Origin of the sequence: Actinopolymorpha singaporensis (genome assembly GCF_900104745.1) — a bacterium.
Lineage (GTDB): Bacteria > Actinomycetota > Actinomycetes > Propionibacteriales > Actinopolymorphaceae > Actinopolymorpha > Actinopolymorpha singaporensis.
Window position 1 is genome coordinate 750,721 of record NZ_LT629732.1, and the last position, 15,897, is coordinate 766,617.

The following is a 15,897-nucleotide window of genomic DNA, read 5'->3' on the forward strand; positions in this document are numbered from 1 at the left end:
TAGCTGCTCGCGGGCCCCGGGGCCGGCCGGCCTGCCCTGCTTCGCGCCGAGTTCCCTACTTCGCACCGAGATCGCTCAGGGCCTTGTCCGCGCCGGAGTTCAGTGGGATCGGGTCGGTCCTGCGGGCGGTGTCCAGCGAGATGTCGTTCGCGGCCGGGTTGACCTTCGCCAACTCCGCCTTGCGGTCGAACACCAGCTTGACCAGCTTGCCCGCGAGGTCGGGGTCGAAGCCCTTCTTCACCACCAGCACGTTGGGTACGACGATGGTGGACACGTCCACGGCCTGGTCGTACGTCGCCTTCGGCAGCGTCCCGGCCTCGTAGATCTTGCCGTACTCCTGCTGCAGCTTCGGCAACTCCGCGGACAGGTCGAGGAACTTCACCTTGCCCCGCATCGAGGTGGTGAGGTCGGTGATGCCGCCGGTGGGCAGTCCACCGGACCAGAACATCCCGTCCACCGTGCCGTCCTTCATGCCGTCCTGGGTCTCCGGCAGGCCGAGCCGCTGCGCCTTCACGTCCTTGGCGGGGTCGAGTCCGGTGGCCTCGAGCAGGCGCTGCGCGATCACCTCGGTGCCGGAGTTCGGTGAACCGGTGGAGATGCGCTTGCCCTTCATGTCCGCGATCGAGTCGATCCCCGAGTCCGCGCGTACCAGAACGTGGGTGTAGTTGGGGTAGAGCCGGGTCAGCGCCTCGATCGGCTGCTTGCTCTCGAAGGCCCCCTTGCCCTCCACCGCGTCGTCGGCGGTGTCGGCGAGGGAGAACGCGACGTCGTAGGTGCCGGCCACGATGCCCTGGATGTTCTGCACCGACGCGCCGGTCTCGCTGGCGGTGGCGCGGTAGCCGTCGATGTCGCGGCCGATCAGCCGGGCCAGGCCGCCGCCGAGCTGGTAGTAGACGCCGGTGGTGTTGCCGGTGGCGATGGTGAGGCGGCCGCCGGAGCTCTTGCCGCCGCTCCCGCTGCCGGCGTCGTCGCTGCCGGCGTCGTTGCGCTTGCCGCCGCAGCCGGCCAACGCGAGCACGCCCGCGAGCAACGCCACCGCGATCCGGACGGGCAGATGTGTGGACCAGCGGGTGGACCCGGTCATGTGGTGCTCCCTTGCGTGTCCGGCACCGGCGCGTCAGGCCTGCCACGCAGGCGGCGCCGGAGCAGATGGAGGACGACGGCGACGCAGATGAGCGCGCCGCCGATCCCGGCGGTGAGCGGTTCCAGGTAGAGAAGCAGGAGCGCGGCGGCGAAGGCAAGGACCCGTTCCGGCGCGTTGGCCGGTCCGACGATCCAGCCGCCGGTGGCCGCGGCGAGTGCCGCGACGGCGAGCACCGACACGCCGGTCGCCGCGAGGATGCCGGGCAGAGGTCCCTGTGCCAGCAGGGCCGAGCCGTTGTCGGTGAGCACGAACGCGAACGGCACGAGGAACGCCGGCAGTGCGTACCGCCAGGTGGCCCACATCGTCCGGATCGGGTTGCCGCCGGTGATCGCGGCGGCGGCCACGGCGGCCAGTGCCGTCGGCGGGCTGACCTCGGACAGCACGGCGTAGTAGAAGACGAACATGTACGCCTCGGGCCGGCTCACGCCCAGCTCGACCAGCGCCGGGGTGATGATGACCGACGCGATGATGAACGACGCGGTGACGGGTACGGCGAGGCCGAGCACCGCCACCGCGACGGCGGCGAACACCGCCGTCAGCACCAGCACCAGCGTCGGGTGGTCGCCGACGACCTGTGCCGCGTCGATGATGATCCCGGCCAGGTTGAGGCCCAACCCGGTGAGGGTGACGACCGCGACGATGATGCCGGCCGCCGTGCACACCGCCGCCACCGCAAGCACGCTGCGGGTTCCGGCGGCCAGCGCCTCCAGCAGCCGCCGCGGGCCCATCCGGTGCGCGGGGTCGAGGAACGAGAACAGGAACTGCAGGATCGTGGCGTACACCACCGCGCGGAACGGCGGGATGTCGGCCGCCATGAACGCCACGATGAGGAACAGCGACGCGAAGTGGTAGCCGAACCGCGACAGCAGCTTGCCCGCCGACCCGGCCGGGATGTCGACCGGGCGGGCTCCGTGGCGGCGGGCATCGATCTCGATCGCCAGGATGATGCCGACGTAGTAGAGCAGCGTGGGGACGATCGCGTACACCAACACGGTGAGATAGCTGGTGCGCAGGAGTTCGGCGATGATGAACGCCGCGGCGCCGAGCGTCGGCGGGGACAGGATCGCCCCGATGCCGGCCGCCGCCAGCACTCCGCCGCCCTGTTCGCGCCCGTAGCCCGCCCGGCGCAGGATCGGCCACGACACCGAGCCGAGGCTGACCGCGGTCGCGGTGCCCGAGCCGGACACGGTGCCGAGCAGGAAGCCCGCGAGCGTGACCGTGCGACCCGGTGCGTTCGGTGACTGCCGTCCCTTCCGGCCCTGGAACGCCGCGAACGACAGGTCGATGAAGAACTTCCCCGCCCCCGACATGTCCAGCACCGCGCCGTAGATGGTGAACAGCACGATGTAGGTCGCGGCCACGTTGAGCGGCGTGCCGAAGAAGCCGCTGGTCCCCATGTAGAGCTGCGGCACGATCTCGTCGATGTTGAAGCCCACGTGGGCCAGCGACCAGTCGGCGGGGAGGTAGCCGCCGTAGTAGGCGTAGGCGAAGAACGCCAGGCAGATCGCCGGCAGCCACCATCCGGTCGTCCGCCGGCACGCCTCCAGCACCAGCAGGGTGAGCAGCAGCCCGGCGACCAGGTCGAGGGTGGTGGGCACCTGGCGGCGTTCGAGGAAGCCGTCGAAGTCCAGCAACGGGTAGAGCGTGACGGCCAGGGAGAGGACCGCGAGCGCCCAGTCGAGCACTCCGGGGTTGTCCGGCCGGTCGCCGTCCGAGCCGGACGGTGGCTTCGGCCTCGGGCGGTACGACACGAACGTCAGCGGCAGGATCGCGGCGAGGAAGAGGACGAGGTAGTACTGCGTACCCCGGGCCAGCGGGAAGAACACGACGTACAACACGAACACGCTGACCACCGCGCACACCACGGTGACCACGAGCGCGACGCGGCCGGACAGCCGGCGGGCCGGGCGTTCCTCGTCGTGCTCGGCGATGATGCGCTCGACGTCGGGCTGCTCCTCCGGGGCCGACGTGGCAACGGCGTCGCCGGACACAGTGTGGGATCTGGTCGACGCCGAGTGATCACCGTCTGCCATATGTCACGCTCTCCCCATGGACGAGCTTGCGCATGCAGGTCTCGGTCCCCGGCCGTTCGCCCGGTGGGCGGACCCCGAGGACACGGCGGTGCCGTCGAGCAAGGTCCCAGTGTGGCTGGTGCGCCGCCTAGGTGGGTTGACCCCGAGCCCGGCGGTGCCGGTGTCGGACATACAGGTGCCGCCGAGCGCGCTGACCCCGGCCGCGGCGGACGCGCTGCGGTCCGCCGTCGGCGCGGCGCACGTCGACACGGATGCGCCTGCCCGGCTGGCGCACGCGGGCGGGCAGTCCTACCTCGACCTGGTACGCCGACGCACCGGGCACGAGGTCGCCGTACCCGACGCGGTGGTGTCGCCGGGCAGCCACACCGAGGTGGCCGCGGTGCTGTCGGTGGCGGGCGAGCACGAGCTCGCGGTCGTGCCGTACGGCGGCGGAACCAGCGTGGTCGGCGGGGTCGAGCCGGTCCGGGGTACCCCGCCGGGCGGGCAGCCGCGGCGCGCGGTGGTGACGCTGGACCTGTCCCGGATGGACGCGCTGGTCGCCGTCGACGAGGTCTCGCGTACGGCGACCTTCCAGCCGGGCGTCACCGGACCGCGCGCGGAGGCGCTGCTCGCGCCGTACGGCCTCACCCTCGGCCACGTCCCGCAGAGCTTCGCCCGCGCGACGCTGGGCGGGTACGTCGCGACCCGCTCGGCCGGCCAGGCCTCCACCGGGTACGGCCGGCTGGACGAACTGGTGGTCACGCTGCGGCTGGCCACTCCGGTCGGTGAGGTGCGGGCGGGCACGGGGACGCCGAACGCCGCGGGCCCGGACCTGCGGGCGATGTTCGTCGGCTCCGAGGGCGCGTTCGGCGTGGTCACCGAGGTCACCCTGCGGGTGCGGCCGGCGCCGGTCGAGCGCAGGTACGAGATGTGGGTGTTCCCGTCGTTCGAACGCGGGCTGGCGGCGGTGCGGGCGTTCGCGCAGGACTGCCCCCGGCCGCCGGACGTCGTACGCCTGTCCGACGAGGAGGAGACCCGGACCACGCTCGCCACGCAGGGAGCGGCCGGCCGGGCACTGGCGTTGTTCGTCCGGGCCCGGGCCGGAACCACCCCGGCCATCTGCGTGCTGGGCTGGGAGGGCGCGGCCGGCACGACCCGCGCCGCGCGGTCGGGCGTACTCCCCGTGCTCCGGGCGCACGGCGCCGTCCGGATCGGCACCCGTGCCGGGCAGGCGTGGCGGCGGCACCGGTTCGCCGGCCCGCACCAGCGGGACGTCCTCCTGGACGCGGGCGCGCTGGTGGAGACGGTGGAGACCGCGACCGACTGGGCGAAGCTGCCCCGGCTGTACGACGCGGTGGGTACGGCGCTCGCCACCAGCCTCGCCGGGCACGGCACCCCACCCGTGGTGTTCACGCACGTGTCGCACGTCTACCCCACCGGCGCGTCGCTGTACTTCACCGTCCTCGCCCGCCGGCTGCCCGACCCGGCCGACGCGGTCGTGCAGTGGGCGGCCGCCAAGGCTGCGGCGAGCGAGGCGATCCAGGCCGCCGGCGGCACGATCACCCACCACCACGCTGTCGGCCGCGCGCACCTGCCCTACCTCGAGGGCGAGATCGGCCCGGTCGGTGCGCGGGCGCTGGCAGCAGTGAAGGCCGCCCTGGACCCGGCGGGCATCCTCAACCCGGGCGTACTGGTCGAGCCGCCGCGCGGGCCGAGCGACGTACGCCCGCAGGAGTAGACACACCGCGCGCCCGCACGCCGTCCGCCGTACCCCAACTCACGCCGCCGAGCGGACGCCACGCAGCCGGATCCCGGGCAGGCTGTGGCACATCCGCCAGCGCCGCAACAGAGGAGTCGTCATGGCCGACCGACCGTTCCGCTTCGGCATCGTCGCCGGGCTCGCCGCCGCCGGCCCCACCTGGGCCGAGACCGCCCGCCGCGCCGAGAACCTCGGCTACGCCACCCTCCTGGTGCCGGACACGCTGTGGACCCTCTCCCCGTGGGTCGCGCTGGGTGCCGCCGCGGCCGGCACGTCCACGCTGCGCCTCGGCACGTTCGTCCTCAACGCTCCGCTGCGCACCCCCGCTGCGGTCGCGCACGAAACGATGAGCCTGGACCTGGTGAGCGGCGGCCGGTTCGAGCTCGGCCTCGGCGCCGGGCGGCACGGAGCCGAGGCCGAGGCCGCCCGGCTGGGTCTGCGGTGGGGGACGCCGGGCGAACGCGTCGACCAGCTCGCGGAGACGATCCGTACGGTGAAGGAGACGTTGGCCAAGAGCGCCGCCGACGCCGCTGCCGGGCAGGCACGCGGCCCTGTACTGCGGGCGGTGCAGCAGCCCGGCCCGCCGATCATGGTGGCCGGAGCCGGGCGGCGACTGCTCACGCTCGCCGCCCGCGAGGCCGACATCGTGGCGCTCGGGGTACCGCCGACCGGCACGGAGTACGACCTCGCCACCAAGGTGGGCGAACTCCGCGACGTCGCCGGTGACCGGTTCGACAGGCTGGAGATCGCCTACAACCTCGCCGCGGTCGGCGACGAACTGCCCGGGTGGCTGGCCGGCCAGCTCGGCGCGGACCCGGCCGAGCTGGTGCGATCGGGGTCGGCGGCGATCCTGCGCGGCACATCCACGGAGGTGGCCGACGCGCTCCGCCGGCGCCGGGACGCCCTCGGCATCTCCTACATCACCGTGAACGGTGCGTTCATGGACCAACTCGCACCGGTCGTCGAAGCCCTCGCGGGTCGGTGAGACCCACGTGGTTCTCGTACAACCCTCGTGAACGGCGAAGCTCCGACGTAGGTATGGCCTGGTCCGGACCAGCCGCTTCGACTTGCGGCTGATCATGACGGTCCGGGGCGGCCTCCGGCAAGACCTTGCAGTGCCTACGCAAGAACCGGTAGGACAGCCCTTTCCCGTTGTCGCGGGCACCTTCCCGATCCCGTCCCCGGCGGCATGCCCGCCCCTACCGTGACCGCATGTCCACCACCACTACGCCTACCGGCAGGGTGTTGCACGCCACCGGAGAAACGCCCGCCGGAATCCCCACCAGCCATGCCCGCCTGCGCGCCTGGGTCGAAGACGTCGCCCACCTGTGCGAACCGGACCAGATCTACTGGTGCGACGGTTCGGACGAGGAGTGGGAGCGCCTCACCGACCAGCTCGTCGAAGCCGGCACGCTGGTCCGCCTGAACCCGGCGAAGAAGCCGAACTCCTTCTGGGCGCGTACCGACCCGAGCGACGTCGCCCGGGTGGAGAAACGCACGTTCATCTGCTCCCGGCGCGAGGCCGACGCGGGCCCCACCAACAACTGGATGAACCCGCGGCAGATGAAGGACACGATGACCGAGCTGTACCGCGGCAGCATGCACGGCCGGACGATGTACGTCGTGCCGTTCTGCATGGGCCCGCTCGAGGCCGAGAACCCCTTGTACGGCGTGGAGATCACCGACTCGGCGTACGTCGCGGTGTCGATGCGGATCATGACGCGGATGGGGCAAGCCGTCCTTGACGGTCTCGGGTCCGACGGCGACTTCGTGCCCTGCCTGCACTCGGTGGGCGCGCCGCTGGAGCCGGGCGAGCAGGACGTGCCCTGGCCGTGCGACGACACGAAGTACATCTCGCACTTCCCCGAGACGCGCGAGATCTGGTCGTACGGCTCCGGCTACGGCGGCAACTCCCTGCTGGGCAAGAAGTGTTACTCGCTTCGGATCGCCAGCGCCATCGCCCGCGACGAGGGCTGGCTGGCCGAGCACATGCTGATCCTCAAGCTAATTTCACCCGAGCAGCACGTCCACTACATCGCGGCGGCGTTCCCGAGCGCGTGCGGGAAGACCAACCTCGCCATGCTCGAGCCGACCCTGCCGGGCTGGAAGGTGGAGACGCTGGGCGACGACATCGCCTGGATGCGGTTCGGTCCGGACGGCCGGTTGTACGCGCAGAACCCGGAGTACGGCCTGTTCGGCGTGGCGCCGGGCACCGGCTGGAAGACCAACCCGAACGCCATGCGCACCATCGAGCGCGGCAACTCGGTGTTCACCAACGTCGCGCTCACCGACGACGGCGACGTGTGGTGGGAGGGCTACAGCGACCAGTCGCCCGCGCATCTCACCGACTGGAAGGGCCGGGACTGGACGCCGGGCAACGGCGAGCCCGCCGCTCATCCCAACAGCAGGTTCTGCACCCCGCTGCCGCAGTGCCCGATCGTGGCGCCCGAGTTCGACGACCCGCGCGGCGTACCCGTCTCGGCGTTGTTCTTCGGCGGCCGGCGGGCGACCACCGTGCCGCTGGTCACCCAGGCGCGCGACTGGACGCACGGGGTGTTCCTGGCGTCCACGCTGTCCTCGGAGCAGACGGCGGCGGCGGAGGGCAAGGTCGGTGTCGTACGCCGGGACCCGATGGCGATGCTGCCGTTCATCGGCTACAACGCCGGTGACTACTTCGACCACTGGATCAACATCGGCAAGCACCACGACAACGCGAGGCTGCCGCAGATCTTCTACGTCAACTGGTTCCGGCGCGACGAGGACGGCTCGTTCCTGTGGCCCGGGTTCGGTGAGAACGGCCGCGTCCTGAAGTGGGCGATCGACCGCATCGAGGGCCGCGCGGACGCCCGGGGAACGCCGATCGGGTACGTGCCCGCACCGGGCTCACTCGACCTGTCCGGCCTCACGATCGACGACGACGCTGTAGAGGAGCTGGTACGGGTCGACGAGGAGGAGTGGCGGGCCGAGGTGCCCGGCATCGCCGAGTGGTTCGAGACCATCGGCGACACCGTGCCGGCCGCGCTGTGGGGCGAGCTCGACGGCCTCAGGAACCGGCTCGGGCAGCGGTGACACCGCAGGCAGCCGAGGCAGCGGTGACACCTCGCAACGACGACGCCGGCTCGGGGCGGTGCACCCCGCGCGGGCGGTAGCCGAGTGCGCCGCTCTCGCCGAGGTAGTCCGCGAGCAGCCAGATCACCGCCAGCCACATCTCCGTGCCCTGGAGGCCGGGCGTGCGGTCGCGCTCCGCCCCGCGGCCGTCCTCCAGGCCGAAGGAGAAGCCGGCACCGTCACGCCAGCGGGTGAGGGCCCGCTCCAGCTGCCGGCGGGCCCACACCTCACCCTCGTTGCGGCGCAGCCGGGTCTGCTTGCCGATGAGCCACAGCGGGTGGATCACGTCCAGCACGTTGCACGCGTTGCCCAGGTCGTCACCGAAGTACCCCGCGTCCCGGCTGTGGGTGAGCACGGTGTCCATCGCCTGCTCGGGATAGGGCAGCGGCAGGCCGAACTGCGCGTAGGTGCCGCGGGTGAGCCGGTAGAAGCCGTTCACCGGCTGCAGCCAGCGCCCGTTCACGTCCGGCCTGCTCCACATCCCGGTGAACGGGTCGGCGTTGGTGAGCAGCCAGCCGAACAGCGTCTCGGCCGGTCCGGTGACGCCGAAGTCGACGAGGTTGCGGTGCAGGGCGGTGCCCACGCCGTCCACCCAGGAGCCGGCCGACCAGCCGCGGGTGTCCCAGGGCAGCGCCGCCAGCCGGGCGACCAGTTCGTGCCCGGGCAGGTCGGAGACCGCCCGGACGGGCTCCGGGAAGGACGTTCCCAGCAGTTCCAGCGCGTACCCCACGGAGAGGATGTGATAGTTCGCGCCGTTGTCAAGGCCGGGTTGCTCCACGGGCTGCAGCCCCGAGAACTGCGCAGGCGTCGCGTACTCCGGAACGAGCCCGGTCGCGGCGTCCTGGCGTCCCCGCAGGTGCGCGGCGATCTCCTCGCCGGGCACTTGCGGCGGCGTGGTGCCGAGCAGCAGGTCGGCGATCTCGACCGCGTCGCACCAGGCTCGCACGGTGGGTACGGCACCGGGCCGGTCCAGGAACCGGCCGCCGTGAACGACGCCCTCGCGGGTGTCGTCGCCGGTGTCCGCACTCCCGTCCGGCGCGGACTGCCAGCAACGGGCCAGCACCGCTTCGGCCTGTTCGCGGGCCCGGTCGGCGAACGCCGTCAGCCGCGCGGCAAGGTCGCCGCCCGCCCGCCCGGTCTGCCGGCGGTCCCGGATCTGCCGCGCCGGGTTGCCGCCGACGATCGCCCACGCGGGCACGTCCTTGGTCACCACCGCTCCGGCACCGAGCACCGCGTGGTCGCCGACGTGCACGCCGTCCAGGACGACCACGTGGGAGCCGATCCACACGTCGTTGCCGATGGTGATGCCCCGGGAGGTCGTCGGCTGCTTGCACACCGGACGGTCGGGCGCCATCGAGTGGTTGAAGCCGAGCAGCGAGGTGTGCGCGCCGATCCGCACCTGGTCGCCCATCCGCACCCGGCCGCGCACCACGGAGTAGGGGTTGAGCGTGCACTCCGAGCCCATCTCGAGGACGTCGACCTTCACCATGGCGTGCCCGCCGATGTAGGACTTCGCACCCATGCGCAGCCGCTCGGGATAGACATGGGCGCGGTCGGAGACGAACACGTCGGGGCCGAACTCCACGTCGCCGCGGCCGGCGAGCTCGTTCTGCCACTCCTGTTGGGCCTTGCGGTCGGCCTCGGTCGCGTCGCGGTGGAACGACCAGGGCGAACCGAAGTCGTAGAACGTCTCCGGGTACGTCTCGCTGTGGGTCTCGGACACCGGCACACCGCCGTCGGTCATCAGGTCCCCCTCGGGAAAACGCTCTCCGGTCCACCAGTCTGGAGTACCTGGTCCGTACGGACAACGCGGGCTTCAGGAACCGGACGACCGGGTCCGCCCTGCGGATCAGGGCAGACCCCTGCGCGCCCGGGGCCGTGTGCCGAAGTCCTTACCGGTGGAGCAGGCGCCTGCGGGCGCGCCGGGCGAGGATCCTGACCAGTTCGGCGGAGCGAACCTTGTGGACCGGCACGCCGGCCTTCTCCGACTTCACCGGCGGTACCGGCGGCACCGGCTTCGGAGCGGGCGCTCCGAAGCCGTTGAGCGTCGGAACGGCGGCGATCGCGCCGAAGAGCGCCTGCGCCGCGGCTTCGGGGTCCACCATCGCCGCCGACGTCGGCTCCTCCGCGGCCGCGGGCAGCTGTTGGTACAGAAGTTCCAGATCACCGATGACGCGGACACCCGAGCCGGCCACCCAGTCGGCGATCTCGCGGCCGATCTCGACCGCCTGTTCCTGCGCCCATCGCGGGGTCGTCACCCTCGGCTCGTCCGGCCCCGGCTGGCGGGCCTCCTTCAGCCGCTGGATCGCGCCGTACCGCACCAGCCTGGAATAGAAGTTGTCCGGCAGTTCGTCCTGGCCGCGGAACTCGACGTTGAAGCGCCGAAGCATCTCGATCTCGCCGAGGCTGAGCGACCGGTTCGTCGCCACCGGAACCCCCGGCAGCGTTCCGTCCGGCAGTCCGAGCAGCGACTCGAACACCCGCAACACCATGTCGCGCTCGGAGTCGTCGACCACGACCACGGTCACCCGGTCCCGCCCGACCACGTCGACCCACCGCTCGATCAGCCGGTCGTGCCGGTGCCGGCGCCAGAAGCTGGGGTTCGGCTGCTCGTACGGCGGAACCCGCAGCATGTGGTGCAGCCAGTTCTCGTACGTCGTCCGCTGGCCGTTCTGCACGTACTGCTGCCACTGCGAGGGGAGGATCTTCACCAGCGGCCGAAGCGTGACCACGACGTGCACCCGCTCACCGCCGAGGTCCTCGACGACGCGGGCGATGACCTCCGGGTCCGCCTCGGAGAAGAACTCGCTGCTGATCACGCCGGTCTGGTCGCCGGCCGCGTCGACCTCCGCGATCAGCCGATCCCAGTGCCGCTGCTTCGGCGGGTCGTCACCCATCATCGAGTGCCGGCCGGTCACGGCGAGTACGGCGTGCATGGGATGCCGGTCGTAGCTCGGATAGTAGATGCCCTGCTCGGCCAGCTGGTCGCGAATCTCGAACAGTGCCGCCTGCACGGCCGTCGTCCCCGTCTTGTGCGGTCCGATGTGCAGCAACCGGGTGCCGGTCGGCAGTCTCCACTCGTCAGCGGGTGGAGCGGACGTCAAGGCGAGATCGTCGGTCATGGCAAAGGCACCGTAATGCCATGTACAAGGACGATCCACCTGGAGGTATAGACGGCGTCCGGGTCCGGACACGGACAAAACCGCAGGTGACGGGGTAAATGCGGTGGGGAGTGGTAGGCCGGATCGGCTGTGCCGGGCCGCCCCACTCGGTGGGGGTGAGGCCCGGCGCTCGCCGCACGCATTTTGCCGTGGTGAGGGCGGAGGCGGCGGGATTTGAACCCGCGAGAGGGGATGAACCCTCAACCCGCTTAGCAGGCGGGCGCCATAGACCGGACTAGGCGACGCCTCCCCTCGTCCTGGCAGAGCCAGGGCGCCGGATCAGGGTAGCGGGCCGGGGCGGAGCCGGGCAAAGCGACCTGCCCGAAGCCGCGAACCACGAGGTCAGATAGCCAATCTCAGGGTCGTGGCGTACCGTGCGCTGATCCGGCGCACGTCGCCTATGGCGGGTAACCGGCCGATTGCGCGGGCGTAATCCGGAGAAAACGTACCGAAAACGGGCATTGACCTGGCACACCCCTGTCCGAACAGGAGCCGCACGTGGAGCTCGGCAAACCTCGCGACCAGAGTGCACCGGATATTGCGCCCGCGGGTGCAACTCCGGCACCTGCTCGAACGTCGTGCCAGGGTGAGAGCCAGCACATCCGCTCCCGAGGGCGGTCCTGGACGGGGGCCCGAGTGGGATCCCGAGGGCGGTCCTGGACGGGGGTCCGAGTGGGATTGAATACGGTCCATGACTGAGCTGGTAAGGGACGACCACGGCACGTCGTCGAGGCGGCCGGTGACCGACCGGCGGCGTCGTCGTCGGCCGGCCTCGTTCACCAGCGCTCTCCTGCTCACGGTCGTCGGCGCGCTCGTGCCCGGCCTCGGCCTGCTGGCCGCCGGGCGCCGCCGGCTCGGCGCGGCGGTGCTGACCGTCACCGTGGCCCTCCTCGCCGTCACCGCCTGGATCGGGCTCACCCAGCGGCGATCGGTCCTGCACTGGCTGGTCCAGCCGGACACCCTGCGGCTGATCGGAATCGTGCTGCCGGTGATCGGCCTGGCCTGGATGGTGGTGATCGTCCTCACCTACCGCTCGCTGCGGCCCTGGAACGTCAGCCCGTTGCAGCGCATCCTCGGTTCGGCTCTCGTCACCCTTCTGGTGCTGGTCGTGCTCACCCCGCTCGCCGTCGGCGGCCGCTACGCGCAAGTGCAGCGCGGGGTCGTCCAGGACGTCTTCGCCGGTTCGCACAGCCGGAGCGCCACCCGGCCCAAGAACGTCACCGCGGCCGACCCGTGGGCAGGCCAGGACCGCGTCAACGTACTCCTGCTCGGCGGCGACGGCGGCAAGGACCGCGCCGGCATCCGGCCGGACAGCATCCAGGTGGCGAGCATCGACACCCACACCGGCAACACCGTGCTGTTCAGCCTGCCGCGCAACCTGGAGAAGGTGCCGTTCCCGCCCGGCTCGTCGCTTGCCAAGGCGTACAAGGGTGGCGTCTACGCCGGGCCCGGCGACCAGCTGGAGTGGATGATCAACTCCATCTACCGTAACGTCCCCGCCCAGCACCCGGGCCTGCTCGACAGCGACAACCCCGGCGCCGACGCCACCAAGCTGGCCGTGGGCCAGGCGCTCGGTCTCAAGCTCGACTACTACGTCCTCATCAACCTGCAGGGCTTCGAGCAACTGGTCAACGCGCTCGGCGGGATCACCGTCAACATCAACGAGCGAGTGGCCATCGGCGGCGCGACCGACGAGGGGATCAAGCCCTCGGGGTACCTCCACCCGGGCCCCAACCAGCATCTGGACGGCTACCACGCGCTGTGGTTCGCCCGCGGCCGGTACGGCGCCGACGACTACCAGCGGATGCTGCGTCAGCGCTGCGCGATGAAGGCGATCATCGACCAGGCCAACCCGGGCACGGTTCTCACGAGGTACGAAGCGATCGCCAAGACGTCGAAGCACATCGTGCTCACCGACATCCCGAGCTCACTGCTCCCGGCGTTCGTCGACCTGTCGATGCGGGTGAAGGGCGGCGACGTCAAGAGCATCGCCTTCACCAACAAGATCATCAAGCCGTGGGACCCCGACTACAAGTTGATCCACAAGCGGGTGAGCACCGCGATCACGGCCAGCGAGAAGGCGCCGCCGACGAAGAAGCCGGCGATCCCCAAGGACAACCCCAACAAGACGGCGAAGCCCACGCCCACGCCCACCGGCAGCGCCACCCCGGACCCGAACGCACCGGCCGACTCCCTCGCCGACGCCTGCGCCTACCGCCCGGTCAAGTAGCCGGCTCAGTTGAGCGGGCGGTAGCCGTGTGCGGTGTTCAGCCGGCCCTGCAACTGTTCCTCCAGCGAACCGACCGGTGTGTCCAGCAGCCGGGTGGCGATCAGGCTGCGCCGGCCGTCGGCCAGCGCGACGACGAACACCGGCCCGGCCGCGCCGTCGGATCGTCGTACGTCGGCAACCTCCGACCAGCGCGCCGAGCGCACGCTGTCGCGACGCCAGTTGGTCCGGTTGACGAAGCCCTCGTCCGACAGCACCAGGCCCGACCGCCGGTTGAGCAGTGACCACGCGGCCAGCGCCACGACGATCACGAAGACCACGAAGAAGATCCACTCCAGTGCCACGACGACGGCGCCGTCGATCGCGGGTACACCCCGGCGGAGCGCCTCGGCCACCACGACCAGGGCAAGCCACACGCAGGCCATGCCGAGCATGCGGACACCGAGCGCCGGGCGCAGGCGGTAGCTGACCGGGGACTTCGAACCGGGCGAGCCGGGCGAGCCGTGTGGGGTCGACGGGGTCTGTGCGGCGGACATGACACCGGAGTCTGTCACGCCGCCACCGCGCCACCGTCAGGCGTCCGGCTCGGCATTCTGTTCGAGCCGGTCGTCTCCCGGTGGCACGGGACATCACCTCTCGGCTCAGCTATCTTCGACGAAGTTGATCATGCCAGGTGCGACCTGCGGGTCTGCTGTCATCGAGAGGCCTGCCCTGAGCTTCACGCAACGCGGACTTGCCCGGGCAGTCGAGGGGCGGGAGGCAGAAGACATGCGCGATCTCGAGTCCCTTCGCGCGGAAAACGGGACCTACCGGCATCTTTGGGACGATTTCAGGGACGGGTTCAGCGTCGGTTCCCCCACGGCGAAGTGGTTCTACTTCAGCGCTGGGAGCTTCACAGGTGACGACGGCGTCGTCTCCACCAGCTCCCACGGCCTCACCGTCGTCGCTCGGGGCGAGAATCGAACGACGGGAGAACCCGCGTTCACGCTCTCAGTCGCGCCGGACAGCCAGAACGGCGGGCTCCCCGGTGGGCTGGACCACGTGAAGTGGCTCGCCTATGCCAACCACACCGCCTCCAGCGGCTACCCCGGGTTCGATGCCGTCCCCGGCCGGGTCCTCTCCTTCGAGACCTGGCTCGGAGGACGGACGTACGGTACGCGGCTCCAACCGTTCGGCGGCGCCGTGGACGACCCGGACGACGACCTGCGGCTCGCCTCGTTCGCGGCCAACCAGATCGACTTCGAGACGTACGTCGTCTTCGACTTCTTCCTCACGAACAAAACCATCTACGCCTTCTACGAGCGCCTCCCGTTCGGCAGGGGCCCGGAGCTCGGAGACAACTACGCGGCGTTCAGCTTCCAGATCCCCGTCGCCGCCAACCACCCGCGCGCGATGCACCATCTGAGGATCTCCTACGACCGTGCGGCCGGAGTCGTGCACTGGTACGTGAACGAGGAGGAGGTGTTCAAGGTCGACCGCATCGGCTGCCTCGTCGACCGCAGGTATCTCACCCTGGACCACGGCGGTGAGGAGATACTCGTGGAGCCGCGGCAACTCGCCTGCGGCATGGGTATGTTCACGTTGCTGGACGGGTACCGTCCGACGGGCATCGGCCTGGTGAAGCTCGGCGACGGCCCCACCGGCTACTTCGACCCCACCGTCGGCGATCCCACGCCCGCGCCCTTCGTGGACCCCTCGAGTCTCCCGTCCAACCGGCTGTTCGGCCAGGGGGCGAGGCTCGAGGTTCGTCGCGTGGTGGTCTCGAGCGCGGTCAGCACCTGATCCGGGCCGGTGGCCGTCAGGCGTCCGGCTCGGAGGATCCGCGAATCAGCGCCTGGAACGCCGGCCGCAGCAGGTCGGTGATCTGTTCGGGCGAGGCGTCGCGCAGGTGGTCGAGCTCGAGCAGGTGGCGCCCGGTGGTGACACCGAGCAGGACCGCCACCAGAAGGGCCGACCGCAGTTCCGGGTCGTCGGCCGGGATCGCCCTGGCGCCCTGAGCGATCTGCGCGGCCAGCGACGCCCGCACCGCCTCGGTCGCCTCCGGATGAGTGAACGCCGACCGCAGCAGGGGCATGGTGGCCGCCTGCCCGCTCAGCTTGACGCCCAGGATCGACAGCAGCAGCTCGGCGAACTCGGCCGGCTCCGCGGGCAGCTCCTCGCCCGCCGGCACGTGCACGGCCTGCCGGAACAGCTGGTCCTTCGAACCGAAGTACTGCATCACCAGCGCCGGGTCGACCCCGGCCGCGCCGGCGACGCCCCGGATGGTGGTGCGTTCGTAGCCGCGCTCGGCGAACTCCCGGCGAGCCGAGGCCAGGATCCGCTCCTCGGTCTGCCGGCGGCGCTCGGCCCGGCTCGGCCGGGGACGGCCGGCTTCGCCGGGCGGGCCTGCCTCGGGGTTCCTGGCGGCACTCATTCCCGTGACTCTACCGGCGTTGACCAAAGCGGCAACTTCGCTCTACGCTCGTTGAGTTCAACGTTTGTTGAGT

General features: G+C 71.0%; 10 protein-coding genes, 1 tRNA gene and 1 pseudogene. 5 read left to right on the forward strand and 7 right to left on the reverse strand.

What is annotated here, in order from left to right; translation table 11 throughout:
• Positions 1–55: 55 nt before the first annotated feature.
• Both BLU27_RS03485 and BLU27_RS03490 read right to left on the reverse strand, forming a co-directional pair.
• On the reverse strand, positions 56–1,084 hold the full coding sequence (locus tag BLU27_RS03485) for a TAXI family TRAP transporter solute-binding subunit (protein ID WP_092650495.1): 1,029 nt from the start codon (positions 1,082–1,084) through the stop codon (positions 56–58).
• Positions 1,081–3,135, reverse strand: coding sequence for a TRAP transporter permease (locus BLU27_RS03490; protein WP_241827763.1), 2,055 nt, complete (start codon positions 3,133–3,135; stop codon positions 1,081–1,083). Before BLU27_RS03490 ends, BLU27_RS03485 begins: the two co-directional genes overlap by 4 nt.
• A 58-nt stretch (positions 3,136–3,193) precedes the next feature.
• Between BLU27_RS03490 and BLU27_RS03495 the strand changes: the two genes are divergently transcribed.
• The 3 genes from BLU27_RS03495 to BLU27_RS03505 all read left to right on the forward strand — a co-directional run bounded on the left by BLU27_RS03495 (position 3,194) and on the right by BLU27_RS03505 (position 7,984).
• Positions 3,194–4,894: an FAD-binding oxidoreductase gene (locus BLU27_RS03495; protein WP_241827764.1), complete on the forward strand. Its 1,701-nt coding sequence runs from the start codon at positions 3,194–3,196 to the stop codon at positions 4,892–4,894.
• A gap of 121 nt (positions 4,895–5,015) precedes the next feature.
• Positions 5,016–5,900, forward strand: a complete 885-nt coding sequence (locus tag BLU27_RS03500; RefSeq protein ID WP_092650499.1) for a TIGR03621 family F420-dependent LLM class oxidoreductase — start codon at positions 5,016–5,018, stop codon at positions 5,898–5,900.
• 227 nt (positions 5,901–6,127) lie between these two features.
• Entirely contained in the window at positions 6,128–7,984 is a 1,857-nt protein-coding gene (locus BLU27_RS03505; protein WP_092650501.1) for a phosphoenolpyruvate carboxykinase (GTP), read from the forward strand.
• Between the two features lie 1,183 nt (positions 7,985–9,167).
• Here BLU27_RS03505 and BLU27_RS31085 read toward each other — a convergent pair.
• The 3 genes and pseudogenes from BLU27_RS31085 to BLU27_RS03520 all read right to left on the reverse strand — a co-directional run.
• A pseudogene (locus BLU27_RS31085) lies at positions 9,168–9,323 on the reverse strand (DapH/DapD/GlmU-related protein); the annotation flags it as partial.
• 592 nt (positions 9,324–9,915) lie between these two features.
• Positions 9,916–11,145, reverse strand: a complete 1,230-nt coding sequence (locus BLU27_RS03515; RefSeq protein ID WP_092650505.1) for a hypothetical protein — start codon at positions 11,143–11,145, stop codon at positions 9,916–9,918.
• Positions 11,146–11,343: 198 nt separating this feature from the next.
• A tRNA-Ser gene (locus tag BLU27_RS03520) sits at positions 11,344–11,434 on the reverse strand.
• A gap of 441 nt (positions 11,435–11,875) precedes the next feature.
• Between BLU27_RS03520 and BLU27_RS03525 the strand changes: the two genes are divergently transcribed.
• Positions 11,876–13,414 (forward strand): LCP family protein, encoded by a 1,539-nt coding sequence (locus tag BLU27_RS03525; RefSeq protein WP_092650507.1) that lies wholly within the window; start codon positions 11,876–11,878, stop codon positions 13,412–13,414.
• Between the two features lie 5 nt (positions 13,415–13,419).
• Here the strand turns inward: BLU27_RS03525 and BLU27_RS03530 are convergent, their stop codons facing one another.
• Complete coding sequence (locus BLU27_RS03530; protein ID WP_092650509.1) at positions 13,420–13,947, reverse strand: hypothetical protein; 528 nt, start codon at positions 13,945–13,947, stop codon at positions 13,420–13,422.
• Positions 13,948–14,179: 232 nt separating this feature from the next.
• Between BLU27_RS03530 and BLU27_RS03535 the strand changes: the two genes are divergently transcribed.
• A complete protein-coding gene (locus tag BLU27_RS03535; RefSeq protein ID WP_092650511.1) occupies positions 14,180–15,193 on the forward strand; it encodes a DUF6081 family protein in 1,014 nt (337 codons plus the stop codon).
• A 16-nt stretch (positions 15,194–15,209) separates the two neighbouring features.
• Here BLU27_RS03535 and BLU27_RS03540 read toward each other — a convergent pair whose 3' ends face one another.
• Positions 15,210–15,824 carry a TetR/AcrR family transcriptional regulator gene (locus BLU27_RS03540; RefSeq protein WP_092650513.1) on the reverse strand — a complete coding sequence of 205 codons (615 nt, stop codon included), beginning with the start codon at positions 15,822–15,824 and terminating at the stop codon, positions 15,210–15,212.
• Between the last annotated feature and the right edge of the window lie 73 nt (positions 15,825–15,897).

What these genes read in the sequence shown, in the direction of transcription:
- BLU27_RS03485 (WP_092650495.1), bottom strand. Translation starts at nt 1,084, where the DNA reads ATGACCGGGTCCACCCGCTGGTCCACACATCTGCCCGTCCGGATCGCG.
- BLU27_RS03495 (WP_241827764.1), top strand. Translation starts at nt 3,194, where the DNA reads ATGGACGAGCTTGCGCATGCAGGTCTCGGTCCCCGGCCGTTCGCCCGG.
- BLU27_RS03500 (WP_092650499.1), top strand. Translation starts at nt 5,016, where the DNA reads ATGGCCGACCGACCGTTCCGCTTCGGCATCGTCGCCGGGCTCGCCGCC.
- BLU27_RS03505 (WP_092650501.1), top strand. Translation starts at nt 6,128, where the DNA reads ATGTCCACCACCACTACGCCTACCGGCAGGGTGTTGCACGCCACCGGA.
- BLU27_RS03515 (WP_092650505.1), bottom strand. Translation starts at nt 11,145, where the DNA reads ATGACCGACGATCTCGCCTTGACGTCCGCTCCACCCGCTGACGAGTGG.
- BLU27_RS03525 (WP_092650507.1), top strand. Translation starts at nt 11,876, where the DNA reads ATGACTGAGCTGGTAAGGGACGACCACGGCACGTCGTCGAGGCGGCCG.
- BLU27_RS03530 (WP_092650509.1), bottom strand. Translation starts at nt 13,947, where the DNA reads ATGTCCGCCGCACAGACCCCGTCGACCCCACACGGCTCGCCCGGCTCG.
- BLU27_RS03535 (WP_092650511.1), top strand. Translation starts at nt 14,180, where the DNA reads ATGCGCGATCTCGAGTCCCTTCGCGCGGAAAACGGGACCTACCGGCAT.
- BLU27_RS03540 (WP_092650513.1), bottom strand. Translation starts at nt 15,824, where the DNA reads ATGAGTGCCGCCAGGAACCCCGAGGCAGGCCCGCCCGGCGAAGCCGGC.